Consider the following 13,455-nt stretch of genomic DNA (forward strand, 5'->3'; position numbering starts at 1 on the left):
GCGTTACCATTGAATCGGGCGCACGTCTGTGCGCCCCTACGGTTTCTGGACATAAGGTTTAACTAACCTATCAAATAAGCTGTGCCACGCCACTACAAAGGTGACATGTTCCCAACGATGGTTGTTTAGAGGGACATGATATGGCTTAATTAGTGACACTGCGCTTAAGCACAAAAAAGAACGGTTTGGGTGAGTTCTTCCAGTCCATAATTCCTAACACAGTATTGTCATCTACTTGGCGAAACGAGTCATTAATTGGCAAATGATCATAGATCATCGTGGCACTGACTTTTCCTCGATAGTCCATCATTCGGAGTCTGGCTTGGCTTTCTTCAGTTTTCAATAAGGAATTGGTCAGCATTAGCAAAGGTTTCAAAAAGTCATTTTTGGGAATGGGCAACTTCAAAACCCAGTCCATTGCTACAGGATTGGGCGAAACCTTAAAAATTTTTCCCTGACCATCTGAAAATAACAACGGGTGAACCGTCTCAGGATCAATAAATTCTTTTCCATACCAATTCGATGTTTCTAATAAACCATCCATCGGATGATTGGTATGAAGTCCAGAGCCTTGCCAACGACCCATCATAAAGTCTAAATCCACGGGTTCGAGAGCGTCAAATAATTGTAACGCTGTTTCGGTTGTCGTTTTCCCTGCGTTCAGAATTGACTGGCAGCTTTCTACTGTTTGCATGTTTTTATAGAGGGTGTTGAATAAGTCTTGTGGTGAGGATAGGGAACTGCTTAACAGGGAACAGGGAACAGTTGTGTAGTGCGAGCGTCTCGCTCGCTATTTTGTATGGGTTTTGAGCTATCGAGGCAAATTTACTTGCACTCATTTCCTTTTACCTGGCAACCTTTCTCCTTTTATTCTGCCCTCTACCCTCTGCCTTCTGCCTTTCTTTTATCAAACCGTTGAAGCCCTTAATTGTCCACAGGCGGCGTCTTTTTCTAAACCGCGAGAACGACGCACACTGACGGCAATGTTATGCTGTTCTAATGCCTCAACAAAGGCTTGAATTCGCCGGGGACTAGGACGCTGATAATCCACTTCGCTAATCGGATTGTAGGGAATCAAATTAACGTGACTCTGAAATCCGCGTAGGTGTTGAGCTAATTCTATTCCATGTTCGGGTTGGTCATTTAGTCCTGCTAAAAGGATATATTCAAAGGTAACTCGGCGTCCGGTTATCTTGACATAATCCCGACATTCCTGTAGTAAATCAGCTAACGGATAGCGTTTAGCACTGGGAATCAGTTGTTCGCGTAGGTGCTGATTAGAAGCATGGAGACTGACAGCAAATGTCAATTGCAGTTTGTGTTCTGCCAGTTGACGAATGCGATCGCGAATGCCTACGGTGGAGATTGTTAGCGATCGCATACCGATGCCAATATCTTGATTGAGGGAACGCACAGCCGCGAGAACCCCCTCTAAATTCAGTAAAGGTTCTCCCATGCCCATAAATACAACATTACTCACCCGTTGCCCAAAATCCTCCTGAACCGTCAAAACTTGATCAACAATCTCATGACGGTGGAGATTCCGGGTAAATCCGCCTTTCCCCGTCGCACAAAAGTCACACGCCATGGGACAACCGACTTGGGAGGAGACGCAAACCGTTAACCGATTAGCGGTGGGAATCCCGACGGTTTCGATAATATTACCATCTGCCAACCGCAGCAAATATTTGACCGTGCGATCGGGAGCCTGAGAGCGATAATGTAGAGTAGAGCGACCAATGGGGACATCAACTAAGGCTTGCCGCCATGACTTGGAAAAGACCGAAATCTCACTCAGCGATCGCGCCCCTTTTTGATAAATCCAGTTATGAAGCTGGCGTCCCCGATAGGCAGGTTGTCCTTGCTGTTGTACCCACTGGGTTAACTCAGCCAAACTTGCCCCTAATAGCGGTGTTTTGCTTCCATCTAACTGACTATTTTCTGGCGAGACAGGGGAATGGGAGGACGGGGTGACGGAGTAAGCCATAAGTCTGATGATTCTTTATTTTCACAGATTGTTGCTTTTGTCAAGACGATTAGCGGGAATAGAGGTGAGATTGAGGCAGTCGGGTCTATATCTAATTCTACCGCCTAAGTAAGAGTTGGGGTAGGAAACCGTAGGGATAAAATAAAATGAATAACGCATAAACCTAGAGAATCGATTGATTCAATTATTGCTCTAATCAAAAAATCGCTCAATTCTCTCTAAGTATGTTAATGGAGATAAACCAAACTCTATTAAGTCCTGTAAATATTCCTCAAACCCTTCCCAAGGACATAAGACAAATGACGGATGACAAATGACAAAGACACACCAAACCAAGCTGAATAAATGTCCAACTGGCATCCAGGGACTTGACGAAATTACCAATGGTGGATTACCTCAAGGGCGTCCTACATTACTATGCGGTCAAGCTGGCTGCGGTAAGACACTGATGGCAATGGAATTTCTGGTACATGGTGCCACGGAGTATCAGGAACCAGGTGTTTTCATGTCTTTTGAAGAGTCGCCAGAGGAACTGACGCAGAATGTCGCCTCCTTCGGTTGGGATTTAACAGCATTAGCCGATCAAAAGAAACTTGGGATTCATTATGTGCATATTGATCGCACTCAAATCCAGGAAACTGGCGAATATGATCTCGAAGCCTTATTTATTCGTCTCGGTTATGCCATTGACTCAATTAACGCCAAGCGGGTTGTCTTAGACACCCTAGAGGTTTTATTTGCCGGATTGCAAAATAATGCGATCGTGCGTTCTGAATTGCGGCGACTGTTTCTTTGGCTGAAGGAAAAGGGAGTGACGGCGATTATTACGGGTGAAAGTGGTCAAAATACGCTCACTCGTCAGGGTTTAGAAGAATACGTTTCGGATTGTGTCATCTTCCTCAATCAACGGATCATCAATGAACTAGCAACACGACGGTTACATATTGTCAAGTATCGCGGTTCTAGACACGGTACAAACGAATATCCATTCCTGATTGAAGATGACGGAATTTCTGTATTACCCCTCACCTCTGTGGGATTAGATTACCAGGTATCTAATGAGCGGATATCTACAGGCGTTGAGCGCTTGGATACCATGCTGGGAGGTGCAGGCTATTTTCGTGGAAGTAGTGTTCTTATTTCTGGTACGGCGGGAACAGGTAAGAGTTCACTGTGCGCCCATTTCGCTGAGGCAACTTGCTTGCGGGGAGAACGATGTCTCTACTTTGCCTTCGAGGAATCGGCTAGCCAGATTATCCGCAATATGCGATCGATTGGCATCGATTTGGAGCCATCTATACACAAGGGTTTATTGAAAATTCAAGCGATGCGTCCCACTTTTTATGGGTTAGAGACGCATTTAGTCAAAATTCATCGTTTTGTTAATGATTTTAAACCCACTGTTGTTATCATCGACCCGATATCGAATTTGACGGATATTGGTAACTACATGCAAATCAAATCCTTTATGATGCGTCTGGTTGATTTCTTTAAAACTCACCAAATTACTACAGTTTTGACCCATCTCAACTTAGGCGGAAATCCCCTAGAACAGACTGATATAGGTATTTCTTCATTGATGGATACCTGGTTGTTGTTGCGGGATGAGGAAAGTAGCGGCGAACGCAATCGCTTACTTTATGTCCTCAAATCTCGCGGGATGAAACATTCTCATCAAGTCCGTGAATTTCGGTTGACCGATACGGGAGTGCAATTGGTTGATGTGTATCGGGGAGTCGGTGGTGTAATGGCGGGAACCGCACGAACCATCCAAGAATCACAAGAAAAGGCAGAGGCATTAGTTCGCCGACAAGCCATTGAACGTAAGCAACATGAAATCGAACGCAAACGTCAGATTATGGAAGTTAAGATTCAAGCGTTGCAAGCTGAATTTGAAACTCAAAAAGAAGAAATAGAGCAAATGATTCAGCAAGAGAAGTTGCGGGAGAAGACACTGATCCAAGATCGCCAACTAAGGGCGCAGATACGGGATGCTGATTCCCTAGAGGAGATGTAAGAATAAGAATTAATAAGGAATACATAATACATGATCAAAAGAATTGAATCTTTTGGCAGATCAGTTTTTGAGGAAGTCACGGTACAATGACTAGATTAGTATTATAGGGAGGCAAAACAGCATCGTTATGAATGATTTCGACAAAAACAATGACAATTCGTCGGAGTTACTCGAAGACTCTCAAACCAGTTTAGATTCCTTTGCTAACCTGGAGGTACAAACTTATGTTTTTCGTTTGTATGTTGCTCAAAATAGTTTCAAATCGATACAGGCGGTTAAAAATATAAAAAGTATCTGTGAAGAACATTTAAAAGGACGTTATGAACTGGAAATTATCGACATCTACGAAAATCCAGAACGTTTAGAACAAGAGCAGATTTTTGCTGTACCAACTCTGATCAAAGAACTTCCTCCTCCTTTACAGCGTTTAATTGGGGATATGACGGATAAGGAAAAGGTTAAGATTTGCTTGAGTATTTGATCAATTAACCTATTTTTAACACCAGGGGTCGATTAATTGAGTGAGTGAGTGTAAAACCGCTCAGAATTGATGAGGTTGAGCATTGATTAGAAAAAATTTTGAGAAACTGGTAACATTATCAACACATACATAGACCTACAGCATCTAATCTGCCGTCTCATTAGAGAAAACAGCTAAACCGTGAAACCCAATCGTATTACTCCTGAACCGGGTCAAGAATCTGTCTGGGATTACCCACGTCCTCCTCGCCTAGAGGAGACAACCAAGCATATTCGGATCATCTTTAACGGGATCGCGATCGCAGATACCCGACGGGCAAAACGGGTATTGGAAACCAGCCATCCTCCCTGCTATTACATCCCACCGGAAGACATCAAGCTGGAACATTTAGCGAAGACAGGGCGTAAAAGTTTTTGTGAATGGAAGGGAATGGCTGGATACGCCGACGTTGTGGTGGGTGACAAGCGGGCTGCTAATGCCGCCTGGTATTATCCTGAACCAACTCCAGAGTTTGCTTCGATTAAAGATCACGTTAGCTTTTATGCCAGTAAAATGGACGCCTGCTATGTCGATGATGAATTAGTCCAATCTCAGCCAGGGGACTTCTACGGGGGATGGATCACCAAGGATATTGTTGGACCATTCAAGGGTGAACCCGGAACAATGGGATGGTAAAGTTGAGCCTGGGAACTCACGCGAATACATTGACCATTTTTAATTCACTCTCCGCTATACCCAAATGCTGCAAGCCATACCTTCCCTGATCCTGGCGTTTCAATTTGCCTCTCCAGGACCCATTCTGGTGAAGCTAGGACCACTGACGATCCGGTGGTACGGTTTACTCATTGCTTCAGCCGTATTAATTGGAGTCAGTCTATCCCAATATTTAGCCAAACGCCGTAACGTTGATCCAAACGCGATCGCAGATTTAGCAATCTGGCTGGTGATTGGGGCAATTCCCTGTGCCAGACTTTACTATGTCTTGTTTGAATGGGAACAATACGCCCAACGCCCGGAAGATATTATTGCGATTTGGAAAGGGGGTATCGCGATTCACGGTGCTATTTTGGGTGGACTTGTCGCCACGATCATTTTTGCCCGGATTCAGAAACTATCGGTTTGGTTATTAGCCGATTTGGTTGTTCCTTCGCTGATTTTGGGGCAAGCTATTGGACGTTGGGGTAATTTCTTTAATTCAGAAGCCTTTGGCAGTCCCACAAATTTACCGTGGAAACTGTATATTCCTCCCCAACAGCGCCCTCCAGCGTACATAAATTATCAATATTTCCATCCCACGTTTCTTTATGAGTCACTGTGGAATTTATTGATTTTTGCGATACTGATCACCTTATTTTGGCGGGATTTGAAACGAAAACCGCACCTGAAAGTTGGCACATTGGCACTAATTTATCTGGTGGGTTATAGTGCAGGTCGCATTTGGATTGAAGGATTACGAACGGATAGCCTGATGGTAGGACCTTTACGCATTGCTCAAATTGTCAGTTTAGTGTCAATTCTCTTGGGATTGGCAGGTTTAGCATGGCTCTACTGGTTCCGTCGCCCTCTTCCCGATGTTGTACCACCAGAAAATCAGCAATGGGATGCAGTATCTGAGTAGTACAAGGTTCATTGGTGTCAATTTAACGCTAGAATACCATCTACAAGTTTAAACTGAGACCTGCTGCACTCTTCACAAACTCCAAGATACCGTGAGGTGGAGAATAACAAAAGCCCCAGAGAAAAAATCTCTAGGACTGAACCAGGGTGCATCTACCATTTCTTTCTTCCTATCTCTATGAACCTGATCCGGAATAATCGCCTAAAAATAACAAAAGCCCCAGAGAAAAAATCTCTAGGACTAAATCAGGGTGCATCTACCATTTCTTTCTTCTTATCCCTATGAACCTAATCCGGAAAAGTCGCCTAAAAATAACAAAAGTCCCAGAGAAAAAATCTCTAGGACTGAACCAGGGTGCATCTACCATTTCTTTCTTCTTATCCCTATGAACCTAATCCGGAAATTTATATGTATCAAAGTTCTGACTCTACTCAACTTCAAAACCCTCTCCCTTCCCTAGCCCCAGCCGTCTACATTATTGGTGCTGGACCTGGAGATCCGGAGTTATTAACCGTTAAAGCGTTGAAAATGCTGCAAAAAGCAGATGTTATTTTATTTGCCGACTCCTTAGTGCCATCACAAATTTTGCAGGAAACCCGTCCGGATGTAGAAATTATCAGAACTGGGAATAAAACCCTAGAAGACATCTTACCCCTGATGATTGAACGAGTGCGATCGCAAAAATCGGTAGTTCGTCTGCATTCGGGTGATCTGAGTCTATACAGCGCCATTCACGAGCAAATGCAAGCCCTTACCGAGGCAGAAATTCCCTTTGAAGTGATTCCTGGTATTAGTGCTTACCAAGCGGCGGCAGCTAAACTAGGAGTTGAACTCACTGTGCCGGACGTGGTACAAACCATTATCCTGACGCGCATTAGTGGTCGAGCCTCAGCCGTACCTGAGTCAGAAGAATTAGCATCCCTAGCCGCGCATCAAGCCAGTCTTTGTCTTTATCTCAGCGCTCGTCATATAGACGCCGCCCAAGCCAAACTGATGCAACATTATCCAGCCAATACCCCGGTTGCTGTCTGTTTCCGGATTAGTTGGTCCGATGAAAAAATGTGGCTTGTCCCTCTAGAGCAAATGGCAGCACTCACTCACCAGGAAAATCTAATTCGGACAACACTTTATATTATTAGTCCCGCCTTAAAAACACCCTGGTCTTTACCAGAGACAATATCTAGCCAAGATACCAAAGTAGGAACACGTTCCCGCCTCTATCATCCGGAACACTCCCACCTCTTTCGCCGCGAGGGGAGATAGGAAAGCTGGGGAAGCTGGGGAAGCTGGGGGAGCTGGGGGAGCTGGGGGAGACACCCCTAACTTGACTAAACCCGCCCCAATAGGGTGGTAGGTTGGGTAGAGCGTAAGCGAAACCCAACAGGCTAACAATGGCGTTAAAATTCCGATCATTAACCCTGCGAGTATAGTGATTGTATTGCCTGTTCCCTGTTCCTTAGTCAACTATGAAGCCAACCGTTTGTCCTAAATGTGGTGCAAGCTTAGTGTCTATCACCCATGGTGGCATAGAAATTGATCGCTGCTGTAACTGCAAAGGGATTTGGTTTGATTCTCTAGAAGCTGAAAAACTCAAGCGGATTAAAGACTCCGAGAGTTTGGATATTGGAGATCCAGAAACGGGACATCAATTTGATCAAGTGGACGACGATGTGTATTGTCCTCGCTGTGGCGCGACGATGTTTCGCATGATTGATATTGATCGATATAGTATCTGGTATGAAAAATGCCCCCAGTGTCATGGCGTCTGGTTAGATGCGGGTGAATTTAAGAAGTTTAAGCGGAATTTCTCACGCAAAAGGATTTTAGGTCGAGTTCGCAAAACCTGGCGTCCTCCTTCCGGAGATGGGTAAGCTGGGGGAGCAGAGGGAGCAGAGGGAGCAGAGGGAGCTGGGGAATTTAACTCAACACTCAAAACTCTCCCCTGCACCCAAAACCCCTGACCTCTTGGTAAACTGAATGCCATATCTGTGCAACTAGGGAGAGGATGCCTTGCTAGACGAACAAGCGAAAAAAACGATGCTGCGTAAGATTCCGCATGGTCTGTATATCTGCGGCGTCAAAGATGATGATAACTTAAACGGTTTCACCGTAAGTTGGCTGATGCAGTCTTCGTTTGAACCGCCACTGGTGGTTAATTGTATTAAGAGAGAGACAGGTTCTCACGAAATGCTGAAAAAAAATGGTGTGTTCAGCATCAGCTTCCTAGAAAATGGACAAAAAGACATGGCGGCGAAATTCTTTAAACCCCAAAGCCGGGTTGGGAATAAGTTCGCGGATGTGGAATTTTATGAAGGAGAAGCGACAGGCTGTCCGATCATTTCTGACTCCCTCGGTTACATCGAATGTAAAGTAGTCGATTCGGTGGAAAAGGGAGATCACAGTGTTTATGTGGGGGAAGTGATTGCCGCAGGTATCCACCGGGCAGGAGAACCGCTTTTACTCGAAAGCACTGGTTGGCAATATGGTGGCTAGAGACTGAACGCCAATTGTCCCATATCCCAAATGGTTCTAACTCAGCTCTGGCAACAGTTAAGGGTAAGCTGATTTGACGTAGAGTGGGCAAGAGTTATAAACCTAAACACCCTTCTATGATCATGTGTTGCTCTTACCAACCACCGGGTAACTGGGGATTTATGACCAGTGCTGCAAGATCTCAGTTCTAATGAAGTTGAAACAATAAGCCTATGCCTCTGATTAAAGTTCAATCATCTGTCAGTAATCCAGAACCTACCCTAGTGGAAGGGTTGCTTAAAACCCTTTCCGGTAAGCTAGCCCAGCATGTAGGGAAACCTGAATCCTATGTGATGACAGCATTTGAAGATGGTGTATCCATGACATTTGGCGGTACTGTTGAGCCAACCTGCTACATGGAAGTCAAAAATATTGGCACGATGAATCCAGCCCAAACCCAGGCAATGAGTCAAGACTTTTGCCAGGTGATTAGTGAAAAGCTGGGTGTCCCGATTAAGCGAATTTATATTGAGTTCGCTGACGCCAAGGGTAGTATGTGGGGGTGGAACGGTACAACCTTTGGTTGAGGGGTTGGTTTTATCCTGATCGAGCTTTTGCTGTTTTCACGGATAGCAGATAATATCCAAAAGCTAACCCGTGCTTGTTGGGGACAGGACATCAACCCAACCTACATTCGTTGACATGCACCCAAAGTAAGCCCCCCTTTTTAAGGGGGGTTTGGGGGGATCTCTACCGTGCTGTATTGGCACGCCAAACTAACCTAATGGGAGCATCCCGTTTTGGACAAAGCATTACCTCAAGTAACACAATGGCAAGGGTTTCAGCCCCATTAAAAGAGCCAACGTGCCAAATTGGGATGCTCCCAACCTAATCAAGGTCAGCATCCTATCCTATTGGCTATCGAGCGTCATCTGTGTAGAGTGACGCAAAGATTTTCATTCAGCTTCTAAGGCTTTGCGAACTGCGGGATGAATCAGATCGTCTGGGATTCGATTTCGCTCAATATACTCATTGATTTCAGCCTGGTTATCTAAATAGAAACTCAGGGCATCAAAGACTTGAGCCAGGGTAAGCTGGGGATACTGAGCCGGAATTTCTTCAGGAGGAGTACCCAATCGCCATAAGCCGACAATGACTCGCACCGATATGCGCGTCCCGATGATAATCGGTTCACCGTTTAAAATGTCTGGATTACGAGTGACATATCTGGAAACTGATGTAGTCGTCATTAATCAAACCCTAGGAGATAGCTCATTTTTATTACCATCCTAACTACGGGAAAGCCGCATCTGTGTGCAATCAAGCGGATTCGATATCACTTAGAGAACCAGGAAATGGGTTCACAGGGATAAGAAAACTGGTCATTATCAATCCCTGTAGTTTCGTGATCCAATACTTGCATCACCTGGTTATAAAATGCCTCCGCTTCGGGAGGGGAGTCGCCAATACAGGTTAATCCGAGTTTGCCGAACTCCGAGAGGGCGCCCATCAGATGAAACACATTCCCCGTCCGGGTACTGCTATCAAAATGTAGGCGATAATGGGTGATAATATCCATCAGATCATTAGGCATTAATCCTCGGTAATGATCCCGTTGTAAATTATCCGTAGCGATGTAATATTTCTGACGACCTTGCTGGCTGTGAAATAAACCCGTTGAGGCGTCATAATGACCATTGGTTAAATACCGCAGCGACATAAACGGATGGGTGGTTCCCCCTTTGCGTAAGTTAATTTCGATCGCCTGTAAATCCCAAGCATTCTCCCCCTTCTCCGGCTGGTGAACGGCGACAAAATCCACGCCATACCGTTCAATCGCCCCTTTTTCTGCCAAGGCTTCTCCCACTTTAATTCCCATCTGTTGTAAGGGTAAGCGATAGGCTGCATCGGCGGGAAATCGACATCCTAGATAAATCTGACCATCTGGACCCCCTAAAATTTGATCATGGGTGGAGAGTATCTTCACGTCACCATTCGGGGTAATATACCCTTGCACACTAGGCGATCGCTTATTCTCTCCTTCGATAAAGACCTCGACAATCGCGCCTAATTCGGGGATGCGACTGGAAAATTGAGTCCAAGTTTCATTATTTGCCTGAAAGCCTAAATGGTCTAAGTCTTCATGGATAGCTGCAACCCGTTGATCATGAGACGCTTTTCCGGGTGCAGCATCGGGGATTTTTCTCAAATCCAGAATCGCATTCCCTTCCCCAGAAAAGCCTTCATTGAGTTTAATCACCATCCGCTTTAAATCAGGATGACGTTCCCACAACACAGCCGCCGCTTCTACCAACTCGTCCACCGTCCACAGCGTTTCGCAACCATCGGGATGGGGGATACCACTAACTTTAAAAATTTCCCGACTCCCACTCTTGGTTCCCCAGTAAAGTAAATCGGGGTCAGGTGCGAGAAGCGGTAGACTGAGTTTTACCGATAATTCTCGCTCAAACTGAGTGGAATTATAACAGACCATATACGACTTGTGCGGACGCAACGCTTGACGAATTCGCGCCATTAGCCGGGGACGTTCTAATATTTTTTGGCTGAGGGGTTTGAGTGAGGCGTCATAGGTGGAGAGGAGCATCAAACGCTCACGAGCGTGAGAAAAGGGAATGCCGGGTAAAAGTTGTAAGTAATAATCAATGACTATCGGCGATAGCGGTACCGCCGTCACATAAATCAGGCGGGTGCGGGGATTGCGTAAGCGAATCAGGGAAAATAACAGCCGTTCCTCATAATGCAGGAAACCGGGAATCTTCGCCAGTTCCCGCTGATCCACAGTAACAGACGGCACCACCAAGATGTCGCGATCGTCCTGGTCAAATAGATCAATACTAGACCAGCGATCGCGCAACTGACTCTGAAGCCGCCGAAACCGTTCTGCTTGTGTGGAGGAGGATGAATTCAATCCATGCATTGCCCCTGAACCGCCTCAATATTATACATAGCAATAGTAACGGTTACTTGGCACAACTGTGATAGTGTAAACGTTAATCTTTGAAAAGCAATCAACGTTTACTGGCGAAACATCAAGGATGACCCTCTATCCCAAAACCAAAGCGCTGGAAGGGCGCATCACTATTTTTAGTCGAGTCATCAGCATCATGTTTATGCTGTTTGGCATCGGTGCCGCCATTGCCCAACTGGCTAAAATCTCTCCGTTTTTAGAGTCCTATCCGGGCTGGACGTGGAATTTGAGTAATATCAGTGCCTTAATTTTAGGTATATTGTTGTTCCTTTTGGGGAAAAGCCAAGCGATTAAAAGGCTGGTTCATTTTTCCCTGTTTTCCGGGCGAGAAAGAATGAAGAGGTTTCTCTTAGTTTTCCCGATATTCGCCACGATTATTTGGCTGGGAACTCCCCCCTTTCTTTGAAGCCTACAATGTTCAAGGAGAATTCACGATTCATAATTTGGTCTGGTTTCAGGATTATTGGGGGGAAGGAATTATCGGGATTAGTTTTATCTGTTTGTTAGGGATTATTTTCTGGTATCGTTCGCATCGACAAAATCAGCAAGGGGGTTATCACTATCTCACTTATTTAATCCCTAGTTGGTTTTTGGCGATATTTTTTAGTTTGGCGTTGGTTATTTATGTCATTCTTGAATATACCGATGGGTTAGGATTCGTTATTTCCAGAGACCAAGAGTTTGCTGAACTGCTTCTATCGTTAGGTTTTTTGTTTTTTGTGATCGTGAATTATTTTCGGCAGGTGTTTGAATTTGGATTATTAAAACCCAGAGCAGAAGACAGGGAGCGCCAGTAGGGTGGGTTAGGCGGAATTAAATCGAGGAAATAACCATTTAATGGGATATCCGCTGTAACCCACCAATAATGCACACCTTGCACCGTTAAAGCTTACTGAAAAATGCTTTTAATTATATCGGGAAGATGACGATCGCCGGGAAAGAAATCGATGCCGACTAAGGATTTGAGTAAGTACGCGAATAGGAATAAACTGGCGCTTAGTAGCAGGTTTGCGCCTAACAGTAGGATAATTGCCGCGATTACATTGCCAACTTTAGCTACGCCTTTGGGGATGTAACGCCGGGGTTTTCGTCGCCTATCTTTACCGACTAATAACACGACATAGAAGCGGGTGACGATTAAATCGACTAAAAATCTTAAATCGACAATCTTGGGTGATGGCTTGGGAATTGCCTCATCTAACAGATTAAATATTGCCTGAAGCTGTTGGGGATTGAAACTTGCTCGGAGTTCTGGCTCCATTTTGTCGATGTAATACTGGGGCGTGCGATCGGCGTAGTTGGGGATTTTGGGCTGAGATTGTCCCGGTAAGGTTGAAGTTTTCACGGTATTGTCTCCTTGATTGATTTGATAATTGAGCCGAGAACTAAAGTTCTGGCTTAAAGCTTAAACCCGTTAAAACGGGTTAAAACGATTACTCGGTTTTTTAGCTTTAGGTTATCGGCATAGTTGGTGGTTTTTGGCTGAGATTATCCCGGTAAGGTTAAAGTTTTCACGTTATTGTCTCCTTGATTAATGTGATAATTGAGCCAAGAACTAAAGTTCTGGCTTAAAGCTTAAACCCGTTAAAACGGGTTAAAACGATTACTCAGTTTTTTAGCTTGAGGTTATCGGCATAGTTGGGTATTTTTGGCTGAGATTGTCCCGGTAAGGTTGAAGTTTTCACGTTATTGTCTCCTTGATTGATTTGATAATTGAGCCTAGAACTAAAGTTCTGGCTTAAAGCTTAAACCCGTTAAAACGGGTTAAAACGATTACCCGGTTTTTTAGCTTGAGGTTATCGGCATAGTTGGGAATTTTTGGCTGAGATTGTCCCGGTAAGGTTGAAGTTTTTACGTTATTGTCTCCTTGATAAATTTGATAATTGAGCCA

General features: G+C 44.8%; 15 protein-coding genes. 10 read left to right on the forward strand and 5 right to left on the reverse strand.

The window, feature by feature from the left end; all coding sequences use genetic code 11:
- Positions 1–145: 145 nt before the first annotated feature.
- Entirely contained in the window at positions 146–694 is a 549-nt protein-coding gene (locus RIC07_RS36435; protein WP_446398766.1) for a DUF4334 domain-containing protein, read from the reverse strand.
- A 213-nt stretch (positions 695–907) separates the two neighbouring features.
- Positions 908–1,987 (reverse strand): 23S rRNA (adenine(2503)-C(2))-methyltransferase RlmN, encoded by a 1,080-nt coding sequence (gene rlmN / locus RIC07_RS36440; protein ID WP_446398767.1) that lies wholly within the window; start codon positions 1,985–1,987, stop codon positions 908–910.
- A 313-nt stretch (positions 1,988–2,300) separates the two neighbouring features.
- Here rlmN and kaiC point away from each other — a divergent pair, with 313 nt between their 5' ends.
- From kaiC to RIC07_RS36480, 8 genes are all read left to right on the forward strand, one after another.
- The gene (gene kaiC / locus RIC07_RS36445) at positions 2,301–4,004 is read left to right on the forward strand and encodes a circadian clock protein KaiC (RefSeq protein WP_446398768.1); all 1,704 of its coding nucleotides are present in this window, start codon (positions 2,301–2,303) and stop codon (positions 4,002–4,004) included.
- Between the two features lie 127 nt (positions 4,005–4,131).
- Positions 4,132–4,485: a circadian clock KaiB family protein gene (locus RIC07_RS36450; protein ID WP_446398769.1), complete on the forward strand. Its 354-nt coding sequence runs from the start codon at positions 4,132–4,134 to the stop codon at positions 4,483–4,485.
- A gap of 180 nt (positions 4,486–4,665) precedes the next feature.
- Positions 4,666–5,160: a DUF427 domain-containing protein gene (locus RIC07_RS36455; protein WP_446380292.1), complete on the forward strand. Its 495-nt coding sequence runs from the start codon at positions 4,666–4,668 to the stop codon at positions 5,158–5,160.
- 64 nt (positions 5,161–5,224) lie between these two features.
- Positions 5,225–6,103 carry a prolipoprotein diacylglyceryl transferase gene (gene lgt / locus RIC07_RS36460; RefSeq protein WP_446398770.1) on the forward strand — a complete coding sequence of 293 codons (879 nt, stop codon included), beginning with the start codon at positions 5,225–5,227 and terminating at the stop codon, positions 6,101–6,103.
- 408 nt (positions 6,104–6,511) lie between these two features.
- Entirely contained in the window at positions 6,512–7,366 is an 855-nt protein-coding gene (gene cobM, locus RIC07_RS36465; RefSeq protein WP_446398777.1) for a precorrin-4 C(11)-methyltransferase, read from the forward strand.
- Positions 7,367–7,569: 203 nt separating this feature from the next.
- Positions 7,570–7,974, forward strand: a complete 405-nt coding sequence (locus RIC07_RS36470; protein WP_446398771.1) for a zf-TFIIB domain-containing protein — start codon at positions 7,570–7,572, stop codon at positions 7,972–7,974.
- A 139-nt stretch (positions 7,975–8,113) separates the two neighbouring features.
- The gene (locus tag RIC07_RS36475; protein WP_446398772.1) at positions 8,114–8,596 is read left to right on the forward strand and encodes a flavin reductase family protein; all 483 of its coding nucleotides are present in this window, start codon (positions 8,114–8,116) and stop codon (positions 8,594–8,596) included.
- A gap of 212 nt (positions 8,597–8,808) precedes the next feature.
- Positions 8,809–9,162, forward strand: a complete 354-nt coding sequence (locus RIC07_RS36480) for a phenylpyruvate tautomerase MIF-related protein (protein WP_446380288.1) — start codon at positions 8,809–8,811, stop codon at positions 9,160–9,162.
- 369 nt (positions 9,163–9,531) lie between these two features.
- Here RIC07_RS36480 and RIC07_RS36485 read toward each other — a convergent pair whose 3' ends face one another.
- Positions 9,532–9,825, reverse strand: a complete 294-nt coding sequence (locus RIC07_RS36485; protein WP_446380286.1) for a DUF433 domain-containing protein — start codon at positions 9,823–9,825, stop codon at positions 9,532–9,534.
- A gap of 86 nt (positions 9,826–9,911) precedes the next feature.
- Positions 9,912–11,513, reverse strand: coding sequence for a peptide ligase PGM1-related protein (locus RIC07_RS36490; protein ID WP_446398773.1), 1,602 nt, complete (start codon positions 11,511–11,513; stop codon positions 9,912–9,914).
- Positions 11,514–11,631: 118 nt separating this feature from the next.
- On the opposite strand from RIC07_RS36490, the gene RIC07_RS36495 reads away from it, so the two are divergent.
- Positions 11,632–11,970, forward strand: a complete 339-nt coding sequence (locus RIC07_RS36495) for a hypothetical protein (RefSeq protein WP_446398774.1) — start codon at positions 11,632–11,634, stop codon at positions 11,968–11,970.
- Between the two features lie 37 nt (positions 11,971–12,007).
- Entirely contained in the window at positions 12,008–12,361 is a 354-nt protein-coding gene (locus RIC07_RS36500; RefSeq protein ID WP_446398775.1) for a hypothetical protein, read from the forward strand.
- 92 nt (positions 12,362–12,453) lie between these two features.
- On the opposite strand, the gene RIC07_RS36505 is transcribed toward RIC07_RS36500, so the two are convergent.
- Entirely contained in the window at positions 12,454–12,909 is a 456-nt protein-coding gene (locus RIC07_RS36505; RefSeq protein ID WP_446398776.1) for a hypothetical protein, read from the reverse strand.
- Between the last annotated feature and the right edge of the window lie 546 nt (positions 12,910–13,455).

The organism is Coleofasciculus sp. E1-EBD-02 (assembly GCF_040218245.1).
GTDB lineage: Bacteria > Cyanobacteriota > Cyanobacteriia > Cyanobacteriales > Coleofasciculaceae > Coleofasciculus.